Raw genomic sequence first — 22,192 nt, forward strand, 5'->3', positions numbered from 1 at the left:
GATGAAATCTTTACTTCCCGCAATTAGATGGATACATACTATTTCCCACTAAATAGATTAGCAAACGATAATAAAATTAGGAGGATTACGATGCACCAGCTTGATTCATTACATCCCATTATAGAAAAAATAATTAACAATATTGAAAAGTTAATGGTCGGAAAACGAAAAGAAACGATCTTAGCTTTGACAGCGCTCTTAGCTGAAGGTCATGTACTATTAGAAGATGTGCCTGGCGTTGGGAAGACAATGTTAGTACGTGCACTTTCTAAATCAATTGATGCTGATTACAAGCGCATTCAATTTACACCTGATTTACTGCCGTCAGATGTTACAGGTGTTTCTATTTACAATCCGAAAGAGCTCCAATTCGAGTTCAAGCCTGGACCAATCATGGGGAATTTTATACTTGCTGATGAAATTAATCGTACATCTCCCAAAACACAATCTGCCTTACTTGAAAGTATGGAAGAAGGCAATATTACAATAGATGGCATGACAAGACCGTTACCAAAACCGTTCTTTGTAATGGCTACACAAAATCCGGTCGAATATGAGGGAACATATCCTTTACCAGAAGCACAGCTCGATCGTTTCTTGTTGAAACTAGGAATGGGATATCCTACACCAGAAGAAGAATTTGAAATTTTAAATCGGATGGAAAAAACGAATCCTCTCTCCCATTTACAAGCTATTACAACAATAGAAGAATTACTTTATTTACAACAATGCGTACGGGAAATAAGCATGGACAAAGCAATCAAGCATTACATTGTAAAGCTTGTTAGTCAGACTCGTTCTTATAGTTCTATACAACTAGGTGCAAGTCCGCGTGGCTCGATTGCTTTAATGAAAGCTTCACAAGCTTATGCATTCATCCATGGCAGAAATTATGTTATTCCAGACGATGTTAAATTTTTAGCTCCTTACGTGTTAGCGCACAGACTCATTCTAAAAATGGAAGCAAAATTTGAAGGAATTACAGGAGAACAAATTATCGCAAAAATCGTTGCGCGAACTACCGTGCCGACTCAAAGGAAGATGAACCTTTGATGAAACGAATACTACGATCAATCTATCATTTTACTAAGTTATTACTCATTCCTTTATGTCTAGTCCTAACATTTGTATACGCTATGCTTCAAGGAGGATTTGTAAGTTGGTTTTTATTTTACAGTATGATTCCTATTGGCCTTTATTCACTATTACTCCCCTTCTATGCTTTGCGGAACGCTGAAGTAAAACGAATAACAAATCAAGACGAATATGCAGCAGGAGAACCTTTTTTAAGCACCATTACAATAAAAAGAAGTTTTCCTTTCCCCTTGCTTTACTTAATTATAGAAGATGAACTACCATCACAATTTACAAATTGTAAACAAACGAAGATGAATAAAGTAATACTCTTTCCAGGATTGAAACGAAATATTTCGTTTCAATATGCAATCGACACAATCCCTAGAGGAGAGCATACTTTTTCAAGCGTACGTGTCAAAACTGGCGATCTATTCGGTATGATGGAGAAAGAAGTAATTTTTTCAGTTCCAGATACATTTTTAGTCTACCCTCAGTATGTAGATATAACGTATCGACAAATGGAAAATCATTTCGAACAAGGAGCACTTTCAGCAAATATAAATTTAGTAAAAGACTCTACCATTTCTGTCGGTGTGAGAGACTATAAACCTGGTGACCGCTTTTCATGGATTGATTGGAAAGCAACTGCACGAACAAACAACATTATGACGAAAGAGTTTGAACAACAGCGCAGCCATAATATTATGATATTTATGGACAGAACCCCATCCCCTCTATTCGAATCAGTCGTCACATTTACTGCCTCTATTGTCAGATCTGTTTTGAAGCAAAATTCACCGGCGTCATTCGTATCTACCGGAAAAGAACGAACTTTTTTCCCTTTAGACAATGGAGATAGTCAGTTACATCAAATCTTTTGTCATTTAGCAAAAGTACAAGCGGACAGTGTATTCCCGCTCTCCCGAAGTGTAGAAATGGAATTAAGAAAAGTTTATGAACCCGTAACAATTATACTCGTGACAAGTGATCTTTCTCCCGATATTCAAAAGGCAGCTGACTATGCTGCTATAAAAAATAGAAAATTAATGGTGTTTGTCGTAAAAGAAAAAGCAAATCAACTATCACATCGCGAACTTAGTATTCTAGAAACTCTACAAAAACGAAAAATATTTGTAAATGTAGTTTATGGAAACCAGTATACAAACGTGTTTTTTGAGGTGAGCAAATGATAACATTACAGACAAAAAAACAATGGGATATGACTAGATTTTTCATGCATGTATGCGCATTTCTACTTTTACTAGAATGGCTAAGCCCCCTTATAGGTATTACAAATGTAGGTAGATTAGATATTTTTGTAATATTTATAGGGATTTGCTTCACTCTCTCTTTTTTTCAAACAAAGTGGCAGATTCCAATAAAGATCATCACGATTTTATTCATCATTCATTTCCTATATTATAAAAATGCTTTTATTAATCCATCTTGGCTAACGAAACTTTTTTATGATATTTCTCGAAATTCTTCCCTGTTATTCCAGGGAAATTTGCTAGATATCTCTCCTGTTTTTCCAACACTTTTATTTTTTTTATCATTTTGGTTTTTGAGTTCTTTCATCTCTTTTTGGATGATTCATAAAAAGCGTGGATTGTTATTTCTTATATTGACTATTATTTATATCACCGCTTTTCATAACTTACATGTATACAATGCAAACCACGCTATTATTCGTACCGTTGTCATCGGCTTTTTTATGCTTAGTCTTATCCACATAGAACGTATAAAAGAGAGTGAACACTTACAAAATTATGCTAGAGAAATCTCAAAATTACTTAAACCTCTTTCAGTATTTATTGTATTGTCAGCAACCATCGCATACTTCGCTCCAAAATTTGGTCCTCAATGGCCAAACCCAATGGATTTTTTACAATTCAACACATCCGAAGCAAGTAAACAGCAAGAAGTTTCTAAAATTGGGTATGGTTTAGATGACTCACGATTAGGTGGCCCTTTTAAAGCAGATCCTACAATTGTTTTTACAGCAGCAACGCAAAACAAACAATATTGGAGAGTAGAAACGAAAGATTTTTATACCGGAAAAGGTTGGGAAGTTTCTGAAAATCAAAAGAAGGTTACTTTTAAAAATAAAAACGACGTCGTGAGTTGGTACGAACAAAATACAAAAACAGAGACAACTAAGGCAACAATCACCATGCGAAAAAGGTATCCTCACCTTACCTATCCAGCAGGATTAATATCAGTTGAGGCTTCTTCTGATATATCATACAGCGTTGACACATTTTCAGAAAAAATCTATACGATGGACGGAGACTCTTCCACTACTTTACATTCCTATAAAGTAACATATGAGGTCCCGGAGTTTTCCATAGAAAACTTGAAAGCTGTAAAAACGAATGAAGGTCAAGAATCAAATCCTTATTTCATGACAAAGTACACGCAACTTCCTGAATCATTACCACAGCGAGTAAGAGACTTAGCTAGTAGTCTAACAAAGGATAAAGACACCCGATACGATAAAGTATTAGCTATTGAAAACTATTTCACCGACCATTCTTTTATATATGAAACAACGAATGTCTCATTCCCTGCCCAAAACCAAGATTATGTAGATCAATTCCTTTTCGATACAAAAAGTGGCTACTGTAATAATTTCTCAACATCTATGATCGTGTTACTTCGTTCTGCTGGAATTCCCGCTCGCTGGGTAAAAGGTTATACAGAAGGAACTCTTGATAATACGCTTGTGGGTGCTGAAGGTGAGGATGTTTATAAAATCGCGAACGATAACGCACACTCTTGGGTCGAAGTATACTTCCCTGGATACGGATGGATTCCATTTGAACCGACAAAAGGATTTACGAATCCCTATAATTTTATAAATAATACTCCTGCTCCTACTTTACAAAATAAAGAAGTATATAATTTTAATAACGAACCAATACAACAACGAAACAATGAAGCAAAGCTCAAAAGTTTAATAGAAGATACAGAAAAAGCTTCTACTAAAAAGATTCCAAATTCTAAAAATGGATTTTCTTGGTGGTACGTATTCCTCTCTACAATACCGATTAGTATTATAGGATACATTCTATTCATCACTAGAATGAAATGGATTACGTTTTTTATCATTCATTTCTATAAATATCGAAAAGATGATGCCGTTTATACAAAAGCTTACGATTCTCTCCTAAAACAATTTGCGCGAATTGGTATACGACGAGACGAGAGTCAAACATTCCGAGAATATGCTCTCCATGTTGATACACTTTACAACTCGGCCGATATGCAACAACTTACTTTCAGTTATGAGAATGCTATGTATCAAAAAGGACAAGCCGCAGCAGAATGGAAAAAATCCGTACACTTATGGGAAGTGCTTATAAAAAAAGCTGCTTCTCCACCTAAATCAAATGACTTCCATTCAGCGATTTAATATTGACAATGTGAATGTAAATAAAATGCCTCAAAGAACAAAATAGTTCTTTGAGGCATTTTTTAATAAAGTGAAACTCCTAGTTATTCGCCAAGTACCTTCTCAATCTCAACCTCTAAATCCACCGGCTTCGTTTGCGGTGCAAAACGCCCTACTACTTTTCCGTCTTTTCCAATTAGAAATTTTGTAAAGTTCCATTTTACTGCTTTCATACCGAGTAAACCTGGTGCTTGTTCTGTCATGTATGTATACAGAGGATGAGCCTTATCGCCTTTCACATCAATCTTTGCAAACATCGGGAAGTTTACACCGTAGTTTAACTCACAAAAACTAGTAATATCTGCTTCTGTACCTGGTTCTTGTCCTCCGAATTGGTTACATGGGAAACCGAGTATTTCTAGCCCTTGTTCTTTATATTTATCATATACTTCTTGTAATCCTTTATATTGCGGTGTAAACCCGCATTTACTAGCTACATTTACAATAAGAAGTACTTTTCCCTCGTAATCTTTTAACGATTTTTCTTCACCTGTTATTGTTTTAGCTGAAAAATCATAAACTGTCATTGTCTTTGCCCCTCTCTTCACTATCATTCTATGTTTATACTATACTACATTCGTGAATTTACAGCTCTTATTACGTATTTTCTCCCCACGATTGTAAACGCTTTATTTCTGTTCGAAAATTCGACACAAATTACTAGACTTTTATGTTGGAAAGTTTTACAATTGAATTGTGAACAAAATGTGACAGTTTATATTCCATTATAAAAGAAAAGGATGGTGTTCATTATGAAAACTGCACAACATGAAACGATTTCAAATCGCGAGTTTTATTTCGTACTATATATGATGTTATTGTATGTGATTGGCTGGGTAATCGATGTAAATGGTTTATTTTTAAGCTCCTACTTTAATTTAGCGGGAGAGATTATGCTTCCATTAGTTGGCGGCATTGTTGGACTATTCGTTATGTCTATTAATAAACAACAAAGAAAATAAGAACATTACAAAAAGGCAGAAGACGAAACTTTCGTTTTCTGCCTTTTTGTATTTTTAGCGTATAATAGTTACATACCGTATATAAGGAGTGGTAAAGATGAAAAAAGTAGAACAATTATCTTCTCACCTATATCTGATTGATGATTTTGATTTACAACATAATGAACGAACTGGTACGTACGTTTTATTAGGTGATGATATTACTTTAATTGAAACTTGTGCAGCCCCTTCTCTTCCGTATATTTTAGACGGCTTACAACAATTACATATTGATTTAAACGAAGTTAAAAACATTATCGTTACACATGTTCATTTAGATCACGCCGGTGCTGCTGGTTTAATGGTGGAAAAATGCCCAAATGCTACTTTATATGTGCATTCTCGCGGTGCTCGTCATATGATTGACCCAACAAAACTCATTTTAGGTGCAAAAGCTGTGTACAAAGAAGATTTCGATAAACTTTTTGATCCAATTCTTCCAATTGAAGAAGAACGTGTTCATATTGTACAACATGGTGATACGTTACAAATTGCAGAAGACCGCATCCTTACATTTTATGATACACCGGGACATGCAAAGCACCATATTAGCATTCACGATTCATTAACAAACGGTATTTTTACTGGCGATACAATCGGCATTTATTATAGAGAACTCGCAGACGTCGGTGTAGAACTATATTTACCATCAACATCCCCTTCACAATTCCAACCCGATGCGATGATTGCTTCTAAAAATCACATTCAAAGTATGAATGTAGATACTATTTATTTCGGTCATTACGGTGCATCATCCAATGTTACAGAAGTATATAACCAATTGGAACATTGGCTACCTATTTTCGTTCATACTGGAAAAGAGGTCTTTGAAAAATATTATGATTTCGATGAGGCTACTAAAGCTTTGCAAACTGTATTAATGGATAAGGTCTCTTCTCACCTTACAAAGTTAAACGTTCCATCAGATCATTCCGTTTATAACATTTTACATCTAGATATAGAAATTAGTGCGATGGGCATTATAGATTATTTCACGAAGCAAGAAAAAGCAAACACCACTATTAAATAGCCGTAAAAGAAGAGATATACAACAGTAGTTATTGTATATCTCTTCTTTTTTTGAATATATTTTGAGTAAAGGATGGTGGAATATAATGCAAAAAGTGATGCTATACCTCTGCTTTACATTATTTATCGTCTTATTATTATTTGTCGGAGTGAAAATTCAATTTTATTTAGATACAGACGCACAAGTAAACTTTAACGTTTATCCAAGATTATTCTACTTTACACTCTTCCCTCTTATAGTCGGCATTTTATTACGATTCCTTCAATCTATTAATCGTGAAACAAGTAAACAAAACTGGCGCTTTCAACCGGATAAATTTATCACCATTACTGTGCCTACACTATTCATTTCCTTTTCTCCAGCTCTACTCTTTTCACCGCTTGGTGCGTACTTACCTTATTTAGCTAATATTATTCTTATCAATACAACTTTTGTTACGATAATTAGCTTAATAGCTGGTTATTCACTGTTAGATTCCTTTATACAAAAAGACATTGCAAACATGAAAAAATATAATTGATAACCAATACTTAAATGTCATTGGTTTCGGCGGTTTATTTATAAATGCAATATTACTTGTAATAGTCGCTACACATGAAAAAAGGAAATTTATGTTAAACTAAAAGGAATCACGTACTAAATCAAATTACATTTCAATCAAGGGAGAATTATTATGTATAGATTTTTTGGATTCTCGTGTCTAATGTTTCTCGCAAGCATATTTTCTTTCTTTATTCTAAGAGGGCCTAATGCAAATTTAACTTTAATTATTTCGATACTGGGTATTCTCTCATTACTCGGCATTATTTTTGCGATAGCTTCAAAGAATTGGTTATTCGGAATAGTTGGTACAGCATTAAATGGAATAATACTAGTAGTTGCATATTTCCTATTGCTAGCAAAAGGCATAGGTGGTTAATATATTTACGTTTCAATAAGAAAAGCTCAGAGCTTAGACTCTGAGCTTTTTTTACTTATCTCACCTTTTCGTCTACATACTCCATAATCTGCTCTGCTTTCATAAATCTTTCTTTATATGCCTCAGGTACTTCTTCTAGTTTTATTGCACCGGTTGATTTTGTCTTCACTCGTACGATTTCATGTGTCATTAAAGCTTCCATATAGCGATCAAACTCTTCTTGCGTTAATACTTCTCTACTTGATTTATGACCATTTAATTTATCAAAGTATGGTTGAAGGCCCATACTTACCTTTTTCATTTCTTCTCTTTTTGCTGGCGATAATGCATCATAATCAATATTGCCGTTCGAATCTCCGTACGCAAGCTTTGCATTTGTTAATTTCTTTAGTTCTTTTGTAAACATTTCATATTCTTTTGTACCCATTTCATCTTTCGCTTGTGATAACTTTGCACTAAAACGCATGTACGCCTCTAATGTCATCGTTCCAGCGTGTTTTTTTAGGTTTTCAAAAGACCCGTATATACCATCTGCCATAATAGATTGATACGCAAAACCAGTCGTCGGAATTAAAAAAGCCGCCGCAAGTACTCCTGCGATAAGGCGTTTCCTCCTCTTACGCCCCCCTTGATTCATTTTTATTTGAACGATTACTTTTCCTTTTAACTCCGGTGGGGCAACAATCCCCTTCGCTTCTTCTCGTATAGATTCTCGAACTCTACAATCTAAACTCATTTCACATTCCCTACCTCTCCTAAAAAGATTTCTTCTACTTGCTCTTTTTGACGTAGTTTCTTTAATGCTGCGTGAATTCTAGATTTCACAGTACCAATTGGAATATGTAATATTTGTGCTACTTCTTCTTGAGAGTAATCATGTAAGTATCTTAAAATAATAACTTGTTTCAATTTATACGGTAATTTATGAATAAGTTCGATTAATTTTTGGTTTGATATTTTACTTATAAGATCGTTAGAAAAATCAATTTGTACCGGTTTTCTTTGCTCTTCTGCTTTTTTTATAATTCGTAGTCGCATCCACCTCTTTCTTCTATAAGAGTGAATTTGTTTAATTGCAAGTCCAATTAGCCAAGGACGAAATGGCTTCTCGCTATCATACTTACGAAGCGATTCATATAGCTGTATGTATATTTCTTGAACGACATCATCTACATCCGTTTTATCATCTATTAAAAAATGTGCCGTCTTATATACTTCGTGAATCGTTACATCATATAATTCGCTATACGCTTCTTTATTTCCTGATAAAGTTAATTGGATCAAATCTGTATACACTGTTTCATCCTTCATATACCACCCCTCCTTTGTCTTACACTTTATATTGGCAAGTAATCTATATTTCGTTCGATTTTTTCAAAAGTTTTTTATATAAATTAATATAATGATTCAATGCGTTCATAAGCTTCACTTATAACCTTGCATAACAATTATATAATTTTCTAATTTCTAATGAAGACTTAAAATGATTTATATAGTCAAATTTAGGGGGATATATGATGAAAGCTATCGTTGTAACGTCGTTCGGTAGTCCTGAAGTGATGAAATATACAGATGTGGATATTCCAGCTATTTCAAAAGATCAAGTTTTAATTCGTGTTGTTGCTACAAGTGTTAATTTTGCTGACATTAAATCACGTTATGGCAAAAAAGGAAATAAAGCACTACCTTTTATTCCAGGGATAGATGCCGCTGGTATTGTAGAACGTGTCGGCTCTCATGTGAAAAATATTCACCCTGGCCAACGTGTCATTGCTTTTCCTCAAAATGGATCTTACGCAGAATACGTTGTTGCAAATGAAAACCTTACTTTTGTTTTACCTGATGAAGTCGATTTTCAAACTGCAGCTGCTTGTCCGATTGTATCTTTTACAAGCTATAATTTACTCGCAAATGTTGCAAGGCTTCAACAAGGCGAATCAGTACTCATTCATGCGGCTGCTGGCGGAATTGGCACTACTGCTATTCAACTTGCAAAACTATTAGGGGCGGGAAAAGTTATCGGTACTGTCGGAAGTGAAGCAAAAAAAGAAATTGCTTTAGATGCTGGGGCTGATTATGTATTTTGTCATCAGGATGAAGATTTTGTAGAGAAAGTCAATGAGCTAACATATGGAGAAGGAGTGAATATCATTTTGGACTCTATTTCTGGAACGGTTTCGGAAAGAAGTTTAAAATGTCTTGCTTATTACGGCCGCCTCATTCATTTCGGTAATGCAAGTGGTGAAATTGGCAATTTCCAAACGAAAGATTTACATGCAAGTTGCCGCTCTATACTCGGTTTTAGCTTTGGAACTACACGAAAAAAACGTCCTGAACTACTCCAAGAAACTGCAAATGAAGTTTTCCGTTATTTGCGTAACGGACGTTTGCAAATCAAGGCTACGAAATCTTTTCCACTTCAAGATGCAGGGAAAGCACATGAATGGGTCGAAAGTAGAAAAAGTACAGGGAAAGTCATACTAACTGTCCAGTCCTCTTCCTGAAATGAATACTTGAAATCGAGGTGTCATTTATGGGATCACGAATTATGCATGCTATTATTGCTAACAGGATTGCCGAGAAATTATGTATTCAAGATAAAACTTCTTTCATACTTGGAGGTGTAGCCCCTGATGCAGTTCATTCAGCAGAAAAAAAAGGAACTTCACATTTTTACGCAGGCACGACGAAAAACTATACGCGAAGGATAGTTTTCAATTCTTTTTTTCAAAAATATAAAGTTCATATGAATTCCCCTTTTCTCTTAGGCTATTACACCCATCTCATTGCCGATGATAATTGGCTAAGTGGCTTTTTTCTTCCTTGGTTAAAAAATAGAATAGAAAATGATGAAACGATCGCACCTATGTACTATAACGATTTTAAATTGTTAAATGCAAAGTTGCTTCATCATTACGATAAAGAACAACAGCTTTTCTCTCTTCTCAATCAAGAGGCTCACATTGTCGATATTGAAGAGGTTTCTAAAGAAAATGTTTTAGAATTTCGAAAGTATCTTTTTGAAGATATGTTGTATCCGGAGCAACATTTGCATGAAGACTTACAGGTGTTTACGTTTAATCAAATTGTCGGTTATATGGAAACCGCTATTGAAAAAGGAACATTTTTTATTAAACAACTCTCTCATGATAAATTCATTTCAAAGATTTAATCCCCCTCAATATGTTTGAGGGGGATTTTCACATAACAATATTATTATTGGTTCTTTTCCATAACCGCAAAATAATTCCCTTCACTATCAGCAAAGTTAAATACTTTACCAGAAGGCATAGTTACCATTTCGCCAACAGTAACATTTTTATTTGTTAAATTTGTATATAATTGATCAAGATTTTCTGAGAAGAACATTAAAGATGGTGTACCAAGATTCAATTCTGGGCTCATTTTAGAAATCACTTCTTTATTATGTAGTATAATGCTCGTTTCAGCACCGTTAGTCGGAGCGATTTCAATCCATCTCATTCCTTGTTTGTTATCTTCCTCTGCTACTACATGAAACCCTACCTTTTCCGTCCAAAAATTGACTGCCTCATCTTGATTGTTTACATACAGCATAATTTGTCCGACCTTATGAATCATTTCATTTCCCCCTAATGTTTTTTATATTCTAAGTAGGTTTCTACATGTACTATCATTATTCCTTTTGAGTTGGTATGTACTTCTTTGCAAAATTTATCGACTGACTCATCCCATCCAGTTCATCAAAATAATCATTTCTTTCAATCATGTTATATCCTTCGAATCCAATTTTATCTAATACTTTGAAGAATATATCGAAATCTACTTCACCATTCCCTGCTGCGACTTCAATATACTTACTTGAACTATCGCTTTTCACTTTTGTACAATCTTTAATATGAGTTTGTACTATATAATCTTTTAATAGCAATAAACCTTCTACCGGATTTTCATTTACATCACTAATTAAATTTGCTGGGTCAAAATTAACAGCTAGTCCTTTCGAGTTTGCAGTTGCTAAAAATCGTTTTAATACTATTGCTTTTTCAGATCCCGTCTCAATGGCGAAGAATCCTCCAAATCTGAACGCTAAGTCCCCTATTTCATTACAAACACGTAGCATTTTATCATAGTGCTCACTATTTTCATCATCAGGGATTTTCCCAATATGGGCTGTTACTATGTTAGCACCTAACCTTAACCCTTTATCAGTAATATATTTAAAACTCTCTATTGCACATTCAGCTTCCGTTCCTATTATTCCATTTTCTCCGAAGCTAATTGCTAATGACGGGACTTGAATCTCATTAAAAGATAAGTTTTCTTTTAAAGTGTTCCATTGTACCTTTGAAATGTTAGCTAAGTTGAAAGTCGAATTCATAGCATATAATTGAATATATTCTAACCCCCATTCTCTCGCCTTCTTTATTCCTTCGTTTACTTCAATATGTTTCGTATTTAAAAACATTCCTAATTTCCTATCCATATGTGTACCTTCTTTTTATTATTTCGCGTCAGTTTAATATTCGACTTTTTTATGTTATTTCCTCGTATAAACGAAATAAATAAACTACCCTTTTTTCGATACTCCCAGTAGAAGCATATATATGATAGGCACATAAAAAACACTAATACAATTCCCATTATCACTTGATTACAAACAAAAAAGACGTAACTACAAATAGTTACGCCTTCCACATTATTTATCTAGGCTTTTTCTTCCCAGTAAATGCTGGTTTCTTTTTCTTTGGTGCTTTCGGTTTTGTTTCTACAAATGATCCTTTGAACATTTCTTGCTTCGTAAATACGATACCTAGTTTTTTCGCAAATTGTAGTAATTTACGCTCTTCTTGTGGTGTTACAAGAGATACAACAGTTCCTTCTTTCCCCATACGTCCAGTACGTCCAGAGCGGTGAATATATTGGTCTACTGTGTCTGGTAATTCTAAGTGAATTACATGTGTTAAATCGTCAATATCGATACCGCGTGCTGCAATATCAGTAGCAAGTAAAATTTCTAATTTCCCGCCGCGGAATGCACGCATTGTTGCTTCACGCTCTTGTTTACTTGCTTCTGCATGAAGAGCTGCTGCTTTCATTTTACGGAATTTCAATTTCTCAGTAATTTCATCTAAACGGAATGGGTCGTTTAAGAAAGCAACTGCTTTTACATCGCCCATATGCATAATTCTTCTTACATAATCATTTTTCTCACGTCGCTCACAAATGATATACGTATGCTCAACTAAGCTTTTTGACTCTGCACGTGTTACACGTACTAATTGTGGCTCAACTGCTAAATCACGCGCCGCATCTTCTGCTGCTTTTGTCATTGTCGCTGAGAAGAATACTAATTGACGATCACGCATCGTAGATTTAATTACATCTTGCACAGCGCCCATCATCTTTTGTTTTACAATTTGATCAAACTCATCAAATACAATTGTTTTCACTTCATGCATTTTTAGCTTTTTCATACGAATTAATTCTAAAATACGTCCTGGTGAACCGACAATCACTCTTGGGTGTTTCTTTAATTTTTCTACTTGGCGCTTAATATCTGCACCACCAATTAAAGATGCACCTGAAATTTCAGTTCCTGCTGTAAACTTTTGAACCTCTTCATGAATTTGCATGACAAGTTCACGTGTTGGTGCTAAAACAACAACTTGTGGCTGTTTTACTTCAGGATTAATTTTATGTAAAAGGGGTAATAAGTACGCTAATGTTTTTCCTGTTCCAGTTGGAGATTCAGCTATAACGTCTTGTCCTTCTAAAATAGTTGGAATCGCTTGTTTTTGAATTTCAGTTAACTCTTTAAAACCAGCCTTCTCCCAAGCTTGTTGTAAAAATGGTTGCATATCTTTTATCATTTGTTTTTCTCCTTTATCTCTATTTTTGAAGAAAATGTTGTATTGTTCGCACCGTTTCTATCATGTGTGAAATAACAGCTATTAAATCATCAACATGGTCTTCTGTAATCGCTTTTTGAAATAGAACCTCTACCTTATTATGATATGAAATCGCTTGCTTATTATATTCGTATGAAAGTTTTTGCGTAATCATTCTTTCTTTTCCCCATATAGAATGCATGAAAGTTTCAATTTCTTCGCACATTACTTCTGGTTTTTCTATCGGGAATGAAAATGCTAATTTCATTTCACAACCTGGTGTAAATTGTGGTACTTCTAATATTTCACCTGACAAGTTCTTTGCATCTACAGATAGTGAAAATGTTGCTTCTACTAACGGTTCGAATGGTTCTGTTAATTGAAATGAAATATGATATATACGACTTAATGAAGCAAGGTCCATCATATCTTTTCGATCTGTTACAAGAATATCTCCATGTAAATCAAAATCATATACAGCGCCTTCTACGATTACTTTTAAATTATCAAAAGCAGTTGGATCAAACATAATTTCCTCCAAAAAACAGGCGCCTTTCGATGGAAAGGCGCCACTTGATGTATATATAGTTTACAGATAAACGAGATGAATTACAACCTTTTAGAATAAACCTACTGCTTTTCCATCTTCATTTACATCCATTTGTAGTGCTGCTGGTTGTTTCGGAAGGCCTGGCATTGTTAACATTGTTCCTGTTAACGCAACGATAAAGCCTGCACCAATAGATGGTTTTAGCTCACGAATTGTAACGATAAAGTCAGATGGACGACCTAATTTCGTTGCATCGTCAGAAAGAGAGTATTGTGTTTTCGCCATACAAATTGGTAGGTTACTCCAACCTTCGCCTTCATATTGAGCTAATTGCTTACGTGCTTTCGGAGCAAATTCAATGTCTTTTGCGCCATACACTTTTTGAGCAATTGTACGAATTTTCTCTTCTAATGGTAATTCTAATTCATAAAGTGGTGCGTAGTTGTTTTCACCTTTTTCAATTTCTTTTAACACTTTTTCAGCAAGGTCAACTCCGCCTTGGCCACCTTTCTCCCAAACTTCTGTTAAGGATACCGCATAGCCACGCTCATTACACCATTCTTGTAAGTATGCAACTTCTGCATCTGTATCTGTAACGAATTTATTAATTGCAATTACGAAAGGCACACCGAAGCTTTGAATTGTTTCAACGTGCTTCTGTAAGTTCTCCATACCTTTTGCTAATGCATCTACATTTTCTTCTTTTAATTGATCTTTTGCTACGCCACCATGCATTTTAAGCGCACGAATCGTCGCAACAATAACAACTGCTTCTGGTTTAATGCCAGCTGCACGAGCTTTAATATCTAAAAACTTCTCAGCACCTAAATCTGCACCAAATCCAGCTTCTGTAATAACATAATCACCTAATTTTGCTGCCATTGTCGTAGCGATAACACTGTTACAACCGTGAGCGATATTCGCAAATGGTCCGCCATGAATGATAGCTGGTGTATTTTCTAACGTTTGCACTAAGTTTGGCTTTAATGCATCTTTTAATAATAATGTTAACGCACCTTCTACACCTAAATCTTTAACCGTTACAGGTTGATTTGCAAAATTATAAGCAACTACGATGCGTGATAGACGTGCTTTTAAATCTTGAATATCTGTCGCAAGGCAGAATACGGCCATAATTTCAGATGCTACTGTAATATCAAAACCGTCTTCACGTGGTACACCTTGAACCGGTCCACCAAGACCAATTACTACGTTACGAAGGGCACGATCATTTAAGTCAACACAACGTTTCCAAACGATTTTACGCGTATCAATTCCAAGTGTATTTCCTTGTTGGATATGATTATCAATAAACGCGGCTAACGCGTTATTAGCAGTTGTGATCGCATGGATATCTCCAGTAAAATGAAGGTTAATGTCTTCCATTGGTACAACCTGTGAAAAACCACCACCTGCTGCTCCGCCTTTTAGTCCCATCGTTGGTCCAAGAGATGGTTCGCGAAGTGCAATTACTGTTTTCTTACCAATTTTATTAAAAGCTTGACCTAAACCAACTGTTACTGTTGATTTACCTTCTCCAGCTGGAGTTGGGTTAATCGCTGTTACTAAAACAACTTTACCGTCTTTCTCATTCTGTAAGCGCTTAAAAATATCAAGAGATAACTTACCTTTATAATGCCCGTATGGCTCTAATTCATCTTCTAAAATATTTAAATCAGCTGCAATTTCTTGAATCTTTTTCATACTCGCTTCTTGTGCGATTTCAATATCGGATTTAACTGTTGTAGTAGTTGTCATATACCCTAGTCCCCCTTTAATTGGTTCTGATGATATTGTATCAGTTTTTTGTATTTTCTGCACTTATTTACCTCCTAAAAATTCTTTCATTTCTTTATACGTTTTTTAACATAAATACCCATAAGAATGTTAACGATTGTTGTAACTCTATAGGAAGTTGACCTAAAATCTTCTCATTTACTCCGCGCTTATATACACCGATTCCATCTACAACTTCAAAACCTTGTTCTTTCGCTAACTGTTCAAATTCCCAAGGCATCATCGTATTACATACAACGTCTTTGCCGTATAAACGAGGATAACTGTTCTCGCGCGGCTTTGCTGTTGGTCCTAAAATTGCAATACATGCATATCCATCTCTTTGTAAAACACGCTTAATCTCATTTAATGCTCGTAATGGCTCCTCGGTCCATTCTAAAGAATTAATTGCCATAATTGCTTCAAATTGTTCATTTTCAAATGGTAAGGAAGAAAGATCTCCTTTTATAAAAGATAAATTCGGTCCTTCTCCGCGCTCCTTACCTTTTTGAATCATCACTTCCGATAAATCTACACCAACTGCTTTATAGCCTGCGCGACTTAATTTATATGTACCGTACCCATCACCGCAACCAACATCGAGCACCTCGGCTTCTTTCTTCACATATTGTTCAAAAAACGGAATAATTGTACTCCTACTCCCGCTGTCCCACATCTCTTGACTATTTTGATTCCAAAACTCTGCACTACTATCCCATTTCTTTTCTGCTGATTCATGCCAATTAAATTTCGTCATACATTCCCCTACCTTCACGCTTTATCACTCATTTCATTCTACATCATTTTCCAAAATTCCTGTTTTATCTTCATTAGGAAATGTACATGCTAATGAAGGAATCTTTATTCTCCAATTTTTGCTTAACTTGGGTTTAACTCATACTCATGTTCTTCTCTTTATGAAAGATACTATAGGTACACCCAATTGAAAGAGAGGGATGTACATGCGAAGAAAGAGAAATCATCATTTTAAAAGTGGTGAAAAAAACGAAGAGTATGCAGCTGAAATATCACCAGCTGGCCTTCCAATTAGACATAAGCGTAAAGAAATTGCAAATGAAATAGAAGGTACAAACACCGGTGCAATGATAGGCTATGTCGCTTTATTTCTTTCGCTTTTCTCCATTGCATTTTATCCGGTTACACTTGGTTCGCTTGCGATTTTAGTTGGCTTATTAGCTGTCAATTTCGGAGCAAGAACACTTGGATATACAGCAATTGGTTTTGGTAGTTTTTCTGTTTTATTTACTTTACTTTATCCGCTTGCTTTGTCAGCGTTTTAAAAAAACACACCAAGTTATACTTGGTGTGTTCATTCGTGATACAACATAATATGACCGCATCCACAACAATGCTTCGCTGTAATTTCTTGAAACACTGGATAATTTTCTTCATCCCGATGCTCAATAAACACCTTTTCAAATCGATACATATTTGGTGCATACGCCCAATCTTGTTTTGTACGTGCGTATAATGTAGAAGAGAAAAACTCCTCACCGCCACAAACAATACATTCCTTCTTCATCAATACCCCTCCTATGCTTGTCTTACTTCATCTATATGAACATAAGCATAAGAAAAAGACCTTCTATTACTAGAAAGTCTTCTCTGAAACAAAAAGAAATGTACCAAACATTCCTACTCCGCTATATTCTTTCGTAACGCCAGCTTCTGTTTTAAATGTTTGCTTTACAGTCATAAAGAATACACCATTTCGTGCATCTGTACTTTCAAATTTTAGTTTTTCTTTTTTACCATCTACATTTTGTGTGCATTCAAAACTACTCTCATCACATTTCAATGCATACTTATCTTCTAGATACAATTTAAAATCTGATTCTTTCGGACAAGTGATAAGTAAAATTACCACAAGAATAATACTTACAATACCCACAATTGTATAATACTTCTTCATTTGTACTCCTTTCAAAAGACAAGAAAACTTGACTGCATGCGCCAAGTTTTCTTAGTCCACAACCCATTGCCACTCTTGTTCTTTCTTATCAAAAATGAGCCACCCTGTCTCTGTTGCTTCTTCTTTTAATTCATCGATATTATCTAGCACCTCATCCGTACTTTCATACGAACCAACTACATATACCGGAATTTCAAGACCCCTTCTTGACTCAATTTTCCCTGCCAGATCAATATAAAGACCATCTTCCATTAATGGAAGAAGCCCCATAATCACTTCTTTTGAAATTGCTGGGAAAATTTTTGATTTTTGGAAGAAAGAAAAACGTTTCTTACCGAAAGCACCGAGTTTATAAGGAATAACTTTACTTAACATCCCTACAAAGTCTGCAATTCTACGATAATACACTTTGTTGTACCATCCGTCATCATGTGAAAAATAAACAAATCTATTTTTCAATAACGGAAAGAACGTTCTTGCAAGTGGTTCTTTTTTGTGAGCCAAATATAAAAGCTCTGCAATTTCTTTTGGCTCTAGTTCATCTAAATCGCTTGCATCATCAAAATCTACCCAACAAAATTCATCAAATTCATCAATCTCTGCTTGAATTAACTTATGTATATTTTCTTCCTCAACATATTCAAATAAAGTATGATAATGAAAATCTGTCCATTCAAAGTTATGCTTTAAAAGCAACACTTGATGAAGCGGTGAAGGGATGTTACTTGCAAACTCTTTAAACGTAATTCCTGATGTAATAAAACAATGACCTCGACGATTACCATTAATATATATCATATTCTTTACTTGGTCAGATCCTCCAGACAAAGCACCTAGCCACCTTCGTTTTATATGTTTCAATTCTATAGCATATTTTAACATGAAAAATTTTAGAAACATAGAAAAAACTTCAAAAACTATTTACAATTTCATGTGTTTTATTACATAGTGATTACAAGAAAAAACACCTGCTCGTGAGCAGGCGTTTTTAAAGGATTTCATCTGGGTTTTGAGGATGATGATTTCCCTCTTTCTTTTCATCTTTTTGGAACATCGATTGAATTTTATCAATTGTTTGTGGAGCTAATTCAATCATTTTTTCCGCTAAATGTGTCGCATTTTGTAGATGCAGAATATTTACTCCATCTTTATTCACCACAAGAAATGCTACTGGTGTAATAGAAACACCACCCGCGCTACCGCCACCAAATGCAGGGTTACCGTTCGCTCTTTGTCCATCATTCGTTTGGAAATCAGAACCTCCTGCTCCAAAACCGAACGCTACTTTAGAAACCGTTAACACTACACCACCGTCAGCCGTCTGAACAGGCTCTCCAACAATCGTATTTACATCGACCATTTCTTTTAAATTTTCCATTGCTGCTTTCATTAACCCTTGAATTGGATGATCCACCGTTCATAACCTCCTTTGTCATATCTTTCCTAGTTTTTCCGAAAGTTTGTGAACTAAACATAAAATTTTATATTGCTTTCAAAAAACTCAAGTTGTAAAATTCAGAAAAATAAAAAATATTCCATTTTATGATGATACGAAAATTAAGAAAGATCATGAACAAGTATCCGCTTACCCAAAAGAAGAAGCAGCCCATAACTGATTTATTATTGGAGATATAGAGTCTTTCGGTTATGAAACAGACTTTCAAGATCTGTGGGGAGTATTTCAAGAGAATGGAACATTAAAATCAATTTTACTCGGCTTCCATGATTCATTTATACCATGTAGTAAAGAAGAATTTGTTACCTCTCATTATGAAGCACTTCTTTCCGCATATAAGCTGATAAAACTCTCTGGAAAGTCAACTATTGTTGAACGATTTAAAACTGTTTCAAATATACAGCTCGGTGCTAAAAATGAAATATATTTTATAAATGTCTAGATGCCGACAACTTACCTAGTACGCCTGGCCAAGAAACAATTAAACTTGCCACACTAGATGTTGTAGAGCGAATTATACAATTGCGAAGTAACATCATTGAATTTCCTACAAGATCAAACTGCTGAGGAATACACACTATTAGGGGAGCGCCAGTATATTGGAAAAATCCACGTTAAGAGCATGCAAAATTTCATACAGGTTTTTGGCTAATTCAGTAACATACGAGAACCCTAAAACCTACGCTAGGATAGGGATACATATAAAGTTGCATAAAATTATATAAAAAGAAAAAGGCAGATTCCTTTTGAGGGTAGGTAGGATTTCTCCATGTGCTTGCTACCAATCAGGAGACATTATGTTAATTGAGGATGAACACAATATATAATAAAAATCCCTCGTTTTTTCTTCTTATCACATGATAAGATGATTATAAGCGATAAATTTCAAAATCATTAGAAAATACAAAAGGATTGATTACATGAAAAAAGGATTAGGATTACTTGTAACTATAATGATTGAAGCTGGAATTGTATATAAATCATCTAAGATCTTAAAATGGAGTTTTGTTGATTTAACTTTCTTCGCTGGAATATGTTTTGTCATTATTACATATTACTTTAGCAGTAAAGGCGGATTTTCTAGCAACAGTGTTCGCCTTCAAGCTCAAGCTAGATTGGGTATTAAAGTAGAGGAAGAAAGATTTGAATTAAGTGTAAATCCTATTTTAATAGGATCTATTGTATATACAGTATTATCTTTAATACTTGTAGTAATAAGTTATTGGGGTTACTTTATCAAATAATTTCACTTCCAATAACGAGAATTATGTAAATGAGCTGTCCAAACGGATGGCTTATTTTATAACAATCCAACTGCTGGACGAATTTATAAACGATTCGGGTTTAAAGGTATTTGGATGTAAACGATGTATCGATAATTAAAAGCCGATTTAAAATCGGCTTTTATACATATTGTGCTATTCCAGCTTCAAAAGCTTTCTTATCATTATTTAGTACGCCAAATAATGCTTCTTGAAGTGCAAATGTACTCTTATAAAAATACATTCGCTCCTTTACTGCTTCTAAATTAGGATAATAGGCTTCAAATAGTTGTAAAAACTCTTCTCCATAACTAGCTAATATGCCAGCAAAATCATAAGCTGGATCTCCAATGCTCGCCCCACCAAAATCTATGACCCCTGAAATATTCTTTTTTGTTGCACTATATAAAATGTTTGTCATGCCAAAGTCCCCATGAACAAGACTAGGAGTAAAGTTAAAATGACTACTTTCATTTAAATATAACTCAAACGATGTTGAGACCTCTTTTCTCGCTACATTTCTCATGAATGGATAAACATGTTCTTTTAATTGGCTATATAAACTATTTATTTCTGAATACATATCAGTACTATCACATTGCATAATACCTTCGAATGTAGATAACGGAATTTCATGCAACTCTTTTAAAAATCTCGCCAATGTGTACGCAAGTTTCTGTAATTGCTTTTCATCATTTATTTCTGTAAAAACATTTTCCCAAAACGGGTCTCCTTCAATCATCTCATAACCTGCAAATACTTTCCCTGGTACTTCATTTTGAAACCCTTGATAACTTGGATTGGGAATTTGAAGCGTAATGAAGGGTCTTATTTTCTCTAGTAACTGTGTTTCTGTTCGAAGTTTCTGAATACCTTTTTCATATTTCGGAAACCGGAATACTATATTATCATTTACAATTAACACATCATTATTTTGACCTATTTCATTTATATAAACAGAATTTATTTGCAATTCAGGATACAACCTTTGTAAATACGCAACATACTCATTTTCTTTTCTCATTCTTTCTCTTCTCCCGTTCAAACTATTATTCTCACTTCAAAGTCATAATGACCTGCCTTTCAACAAAACCAAACTCTTCGTACAGCTCTTTCGCAAAATTTCCAGCAAATACATTCAAACGAATTTCTGAATAATTCTTTTGTAATTCCTTAATACCAGCCTCCATTAACTTTCTTGACAATCCTTTCCCGCGGTACTCTGGAAAAACATATAATTCGTATATAAACCCTAGTTTTTCATGAGAAAAATAGTCCGTATTTTCCCCTATTAATATCCAACCCATTACAACGTTTTCTTCTTTAACGACTAAATAATACGCTCCCTTTTCTACAATCGGCCTTGTAATTTCAATCGCTTTCTCTGTATTTAAACGACAATTTCCCCTCGTACCTTCAAAAAGCGATTGAGCTGCATATTGTATTATTTCGTCCGTTTCTTCCCGATTTGCCTTTTCTATCATTTTTCACAACTCTCCTCTTTAATAGGCATTAATATCGCTCGTTCAAGATCCTCCGCTTCCATAACAATTGCCATTAATCCATGTTCTGTACTTGTCTCATGAAGCTCCCCCTTCTCCCAAAACACAGCTTGTCCCGCTTCCACCTTTACTTTTTCTTTATCTTCTCCGCATACATATCCTTCTCCGTCCACAATAAGAAGCAGTTGCGATACAACTGCTTCATGATATCCAATTATTCCATTCTCTCGTAAATGCATAGCACCAATATGTACATTTCCTTTTTGGTTTAATATTTTCGACATTATGAAATTAGATTGAAAGGCTGCTATGTGTTTTCCTACTTTTTCACTAAAATCAAATATCTTCATTTCTAGTCCTCC

27 protein-coding genes and 1 pseudogene are annotated in these 22,192 nt (G+C 34.8%); 12 read left to right on the top strand and 16 right to left on the bottom strand.

The window, feature by feature from the left end; all coding sequences use genetic code 11:
• The first annotated feature begins 90 nt into the window (after window positions 1-90).
• The 3 genes from FH036_RS06300 to FH036_RS06310 are packed head-to-tail and all read left to right on the top strand — an operon-like array spanning window position 91 to window position 4,492.
• Complete coding sequence (locus FH036_RS06300; RefSeq protein ID WP_139895523.1) at window positions 91-1,053, top strand: AAA family ATPase; 963 nt, start codon at window positions 91-93, stop codon at window positions 1,051-1,053.
• Window positions 1,053-2,267, top strand: coding sequence for a DUF58 domain-containing protein (locus FH036_RS06305; RefSeq protein ID WP_000821919.1), 1,215 nt, complete (start codon window positions 1,053-1,055; stop codon window positions 2,265-2,267). The genes FH036_RS06300 and FH036_RS06305 overlap by 1 nt, the downstream gene beginning before the upstream one ends.
• Window positions 2,264-4,492: a transglutaminase TgpA family protein gene (locus tag FH036_RS06310; protein WP_139895524.1), complete on the top strand. Its 2,229-nt coding sequence runs from the start codon at window positions 2,264-2,266 to the stop codon at window positions 4,490-4,492. Before FH036_RS06305 ends, FH036_RS06310 begins: the two co-directional genes overlap by 4 nt.
• Before the next feature lie 83 nt (window positions 4,493-4,575).
• Here the strand turns inward: FH036_RS06310 and bsaA are convergent, their stop codons facing one another.
• Complete coding sequence (bsaA, locus tag FH036_RS06315) at window positions 4,576-5,058, bottom strand: glutathione peroxidase (protein ID WP_000219438.1); 483 nt, start codon at window positions 5,056-5,058, stop codon at window positions 4,576-4,578.
• A gap of 225 nt (window positions 5,059-5,283) precedes the next feature.
• On the opposite strand from bsaA, the gene FH036_RS06320 reads away from it, so the two are divergent.
• The 4 genes from FH036_RS06320 to FH036_RS06340 all read left to right on the top strand — a co-directional run bounded on the left by FH036_RS06320 (window position 5,284) and on the right by FH036_RS06340 (window position 7,481).
• Window positions 5,284-5,493, top strand: coding sequence for a DUF3925 family protein (locus FH036_RS06320; RefSeq protein WP_139895525.1), 210 nt, complete (start codon window positions 5,284-5,286; stop codon window positions 5,491-5,493).
• Between the two features lie 97 nt (window positions 5,494-5,590).
• A complete protein-coding gene (locus FH036_RS06325; RefSeq protein WP_139895526.1) occupies window positions 5,591-6,562 on the top strand; it encodes an MBL fold metallo-hydrolase in 972 nt (323 codons plus the stop codon).
• Window positions 6,563-6,647: 85 nt separating this feature from the next.
• Window positions 6,648-7,082, top strand: a complete 435-nt coding sequence (locus tag FH036_RS06330) for a hypothetical protein (protein ID WP_139895527.1) — start codon at window positions 6,648-6,650, stop codon at window positions 7,080-7,082.
• Between the two features lie 153 nt (window positions 7,083-7,235).
• Complete coding sequence (locus FH036_RS06340) at window positions 7,236-7,481, top strand: hypothetical protein (protein WP_000285541.1); 246 nt, start codon at window positions 7,236-7,238, stop codon at window positions 7,479-7,481.
• Window positions 7,482-7,536: 55 nt separating this feature from the next.
• Here the strand turns inward: FH036_RS06340 and FH036_RS06345 are convergent, their stop codons facing one another.
• Together FH036_RS06345 and FH036_RS06350 are read right to left on the bottom strand one after the other, a co-directional pair.
• Entirely contained in the window at window positions 7,537-8,217 is a 681-nt protein-coding gene (locus FH036_RS06345) for a DUF3600 domain-containing protein (RefSeq protein ID WP_000050706.1), read from the bottom strand.
• Window positions 8,214-8,792: a sigma-70 family RNA polymerase sigma factor gene (locus FH036_RS06350; protein ID WP_138322107.1), complete on the bottom strand. Its 579-nt coding sequence runs from the start codon at window positions 8,790-8,792 to the stop codon at window positions 8,214-8,216. Before FH036_RS06350 ends, FH036_RS06345 begins: the two co-directional genes overlap by 4 nt.
• Before the next feature lie 206 nt (window positions 8,793-8,998).
• Between FH036_RS06350 and FH036_RS06355 the strand changes: the two genes are divergently transcribed.
• Window positions 8,999-9,985, top strand: a complete 987-nt coding sequence (locus FH036_RS06355; protein ID WP_139895528.1) for a quinone oxidoreductase family protein — start codon at window positions 8,999-9,001, stop codon at window positions 9,983-9,985.
• 29 nt (window positions 9,986-10,014) lie between these two features.
• The gene (locus FH036_RS06360) at window positions 10,015-10,653 is read left to right on the top strand and encodes a zinc dependent phospholipase C family protein (RefSeq protein ID WP_139895529.1); all 639 of its coding nucleotides are present in this window, start codon (window positions 10,015-10,017) and stop codon (window positions 10,651-10,653) included.
• 44 nt (window positions 10,654-10,697) lie between these two features.
• Here the strand turns inward: FH036_RS06360 and FH036_RS06365 are convergent, their stop codons facing one another.
• The 6 genes from FH036_RS06365 to FH036_RS06390 form a co-directional block, all read right to left on the bottom strand.
• Window positions 10,698-11,081, bottom strand: coding sequence for a VOC family protein (locus FH036_RS06365; protein WP_139895530.1), 384 nt, complete (start codon window positions 11,079-11,081; stop codon window positions 10,698-10,700).
• Between the two features lie 55 nt (window positions 11,082-11,136).
• The gene (locus FH036_RS06370; RefSeq protein ID WP_139895531.1) at window positions 11,137-11,946 is read right to left on the bottom strand and encodes a sugar phosphate isomerase/epimerase family protein; all 810 of its coding nucleotides are present in this window, start codon (window positions 11,944-11,946) and stop codon (window positions 11,137-11,139) included.
• A 217-nt stretch (window positions 11,947-12,163) separates the two neighbouring features.
• Window positions 12,164-13,333: a DEAD/DEAH box helicase gene (locus FH036_RS06375; protein WP_000588613.1), complete on the bottom strand. Its 1,170-nt coding sequence runs from the start codon at window positions 13,331-13,333 to the stop codon at window positions 12,164-12,166.
• A 19-nt stretch (window positions 13,334-13,352) separates the two neighbouring features.
• Entirely contained in the window at window positions 13,353-13,880 is a 528-nt protein-coding gene (locus FH036_RS06380) for a hypothetical protein (RefSeq protein WP_000460208.1), read from the bottom strand.
• Between the two features lie 90 nt (window positions 13,881-13,970).
• The gene (locus tag FH036_RS06385; protein ID WP_139895594.1) at window positions 13,971-15,659 is read right to left on the bottom strand and encodes a formate--tetrahydrofolate ligase; all 1,689 of its coding nucleotides are present in this window, start codon (window positions 15,657-15,659) and stop codon (window positions 13,971-13,973) included.
• A 94-nt stretch (window positions 15,660-15,753) separates the two neighbouring features.
• Window positions 15,754-16,434 carry a class I SAM-dependent methyltransferase gene (locus tag FH036_RS06390; protein ID WP_139895532.1) on the bottom strand — a complete coding sequence of 227 codons (681 nt, stop codon included), beginning with the start codon at window positions 16,432-16,434 and terminating at the stop codon, window positions 15,754-15,756.
• 205 nt (window positions 16,435-16,639) lie between these two features.
• Between FH036_RS06390 and FH036_RS06395 the strand changes: the two genes are divergently transcribed.
• Window positions 16,640-16,978, top strand: coding sequence for a hypothetical protein (locus FH036_RS06395; protein ID WP_001253207.1), 339 nt, complete (start codon window positions 16,640-16,642; stop codon window positions 16,976-16,978).
• Between the two features lie 29 nt (window positions 16,979-17,007).
• Here the strand turns inward: FH036_RS06395 and FH036_RS06400 are convergent, their stop codons facing one another.
• The 4 genes from FH036_RS06400 to ytfJ form a co-directional block, all read right to left on the bottom strand.
• A complete protein-coding gene (locus FH036_RS06400; protein ID WP_000711202.1) occupies window positions 17,008-17,220 on the bottom strand; it encodes a hypothetical protein in 213 nt (70 codons plus the stop codon).
• Window positions 17,221-17,289: 69 nt separating this feature from the next.
• On the bottom strand, window positions 17,290-17,610 hold the full coding sequence (locus FH036_RS06405) for a hypothetical protein (protein WP_139895533.1): 321 nt from the start codon (window positions 17,608-17,610) through the stop codon (window positions 17,290-17,292).
• Window positions 17,611-17,661: 51 nt separating this feature from the next.
• Complete coding sequence (locus tag FH036_RS06410; RefSeq protein WP_000014091.1) at window positions 17,662-18,438, bottom strand: oxalate:formate antiporter; 777 nt, start codon at window positions 18,436-18,438, stop codon at window positions 17,662-17,664.
• 160 nt (window positions 18,439-18,598) lie between these two features.
• A complete protein-coding gene (gene ytfJ, locus FH036_RS06415; RefSeq protein WP_000349987.1) occupies window positions 18,599-19,024 on the bottom strand; it encodes a GerW family sporulation protein in 426 nt (141 codons plus the stop codon).
• Window positions 19,025-19,166: 142 nt separating this feature from the next.
• Between ytfJ and FH036_RS27360 the strand changes: the two are divergent.
• Window positions 19,167-19,618, top strand: a pseudogene (locus FH036_RS27360) (GNAT family N-acetyltransferase); the annotation flags it as partial.
• Between the two features lie 368 nt (window positions 19,619-19,986).
• Window positions 19,987-20,310: a hypothetical protein gene (locus FH036_RS06425; RefSeq protein WP_044792608.1), complete on the top strand. Its 324-nt coding sequence runs from the start codon at window positions 19,987-19,989 to the stop codon at window positions 20,308-20,310.
• Window positions 20,311-20,470: 160 nt separating this feature from the next.
• Here the strand turns inward: FH036_RS06425 and FH036_RS06430 are convergent, their stop codons facing one another.
• The 3 genes from FH036_RS06430 to FH036_RS06440 are packed head-to-tail and all read right to left on the bottom strand — an operon-like array spanning window position 20,471 to window position 22,180.
• On the bottom strand, window positions 20,471-21,352 hold the full coding sequence (locus FH036_RS06430; protein WP_001224482.1) for a phosphotransferase family protein: 882 nt from the start codon (window positions 21,350-21,352) through the stop codon (window positions 20,471-20,473).
• 31 nt (window positions 21,353-21,383) lie between these two features.
• Window positions 21,384-21,812: a GNAT family N-acetyltransferase gene (locus FH036_RS06435; RefSeq protein ID WP_000570287.1), complete on the bottom strand. Its 429-nt coding sequence runs from the start codon at window positions 21,810-21,812 to the stop codon at window positions 21,384-21,386.
• Entirely contained in the window at window positions 21,809-22,180 is a 372-nt protein-coding gene (locus FH036_RS06440; RefSeq protein WP_000688068.1) for a cupin domain-containing protein, read from the bottom strand. Before FH036_RS06440 ends, FH036_RS06435 begins: the two co-directional genes overlap by 4 nt.
• Between the last annotated feature and the right edge of the window lie 12 nt (window positions 22,181-22,192).

It is taken from the genome of Bacillus sp. CD3-5, from assembly GCF_006349665.1.
Classification (GTDB): Bacteria; Bacillota; Bacilli; order Bacillales; family Bacillaceae_G; genus Bacillus_A; species Bacillus_A paranthracis.

Coding starts and splice junctions, on each gene's coding strand:
- FH036_RS06385 (WP_139895594.1), bottom strand. CDS start 15,659: ATGACAACTACTACAACAGTTAAATCCGATATTGAAATCGCACAAGAA.
- FH036_RS06395 (WP_001253207.1), top strand. CDS start 16,640: ATGCGAAGAAAGAGAAATCATCATTTTAAAAGTGGTGAAAAAAACGAA.
- FH036_RS06330 (WP_139895527.1), top strand. CDS start 6,648: ATGCAAAAAGTGATGCTATACCTCTGCTTTACATTATTTATCGTCTTA.
- FH036_RS06350 (WP_138322107.1), bottom strand. CDS start 8,792: ATGAAGGATGAAACAGTGTATACAGATTTGATCCAATTAACTTTATCA.
- FH036_RS06355 (WP_139895528.1), top strand. CDS start 8,999: ATGAAAGCTATCGTTGTAACGTCGTTCGGTAGTCCTGAAGTGATGAAA.
- FH036_RS06320 (WP_139895525.1), top strand. CDS start 5,284: ATGAAAACTGCACAACATGAAACGATTTCAAATCGCGAGTTTTATTTC.
- FH036_RS06340 (WP_000285541.1), top strand. CDS start 7,236: ATGTATAGATTTTTTGGATTCTCGTGTCTAATGTTTCTCGCAAGCATA.
- FH036_RS06425 (WP_044792608.1), top strand. CDS start 19,987: ATGAAAAAAGGATTAGGATTACTTGTAACTATAATGATTGAAGCTGGA.
- FH036_RS06325 (WP_139895526.1), top strand. CDS start 5,591: ATGAAAAAAGTAGAACAATTATCTTCTCACCTATATCTGATTGATGAT.
- FH036_RS06370 (WP_139895531.1), bottom strand. CDS start 11,946: ATGGATAGGAAATTAGGAATGTTTTTAAATACGAAACATATTGAAGTA.
- FH036_RS06440 (WP_000688068.1), bottom strand. CDS start 22,180: ATGAAGATATTTGATTTTAGTGAAAAAGTAGGAAAACACATAGCAGCC.
- FH036_RS06310 (WP_139895524.1), top strand. CDS start 2,264: ATGATAACATTACAGACAAAAAAACAATGGGATATGACTAGATTTTTC.
- FH036_RS06300 (WP_139895523.1), top strand. CDS start 91: ATGCACCAGCTTGATTCATTACATCCCATTATAGAAAAAATAATTAAC.
- FH036_RS06360 (WP_139895529.1), top strand. CDS start 10,015: ATGGGATCACGAATTATGCATGCTATTATTGCTAACAGGATTGCCGAG.
- FH036_RS06305 (WP_000821919.1), top strand. CDS start 1,053: ATGAAACGAATACTACGATCAATCTATCATTTTACTAAGTTATTACTC.
- FH036_RS06380 (WP_000460208.1), bottom strand. CDS start 13,880: ATGTTTGATCCAACTGCTTTTGATAATTTAAAAGTAATCGTAGAAGGC.
- FH036_RS06365 (WP_139895530.1), bottom strand. CDS start 11,081: ATGATTCATAAGGTCGGACAAATTATGCTGTATGTAAACAATCAAGAT.
- FH036_RS06435 (WP_000570287.1), bottom strand. CDS start 21,812: ATGATAGAAAAGGCAAATCGGGAAGAAACGGACGAAATAATACAATAT.
- FH036_RS06390 (WP_139895532.1), bottom strand. CDS start 16,434: ATGACGAAATTTAATTGGCATGAATCAGCAGAAAAGAAATGGGATAGT.
- FH036_RS06430 (WP_001224482.1), bottom strand. CDS start 21,352: ATGAGAAAAGAAAATGAGTATGTTGCGTATTTACAAAGGTTGTATCCT.
- FH036_RS06400 (WP_000711202.1), bottom strand. CDS start 17,220: ATGAAGAAGGAATGTATTGTTTGTGGCGGTGAGGAGTTTTTCTCTTCT.
- bsaA (WP_000219438.1), bottom strand. CDS start 5,058: ATGACAGTTTATGATTTTTCAGCTAAAACAATAACAGGTGAAGAAAAA.
- FH036_RS06375 (WP_000588613.1), bottom strand. CDS start 13,333: ATGATAAAAGATATGCAACCATTTTTACAACAAGCTTGGGAGAAGGCT.
- FH036_RS06405 (WP_139895533.1), bottom strand. CDS start 17,610: ATGAAGAAGTATTATACAATTGTGGGTATTGTAAGTATTATTCTTGTG.
- FH036_RS06345 (WP_000050706.1), bottom strand. CDS start 8,217: ATGAGTTTAGATTGTAGAGTTCGAGAATCTATACGAGAAGAAGCGAAG.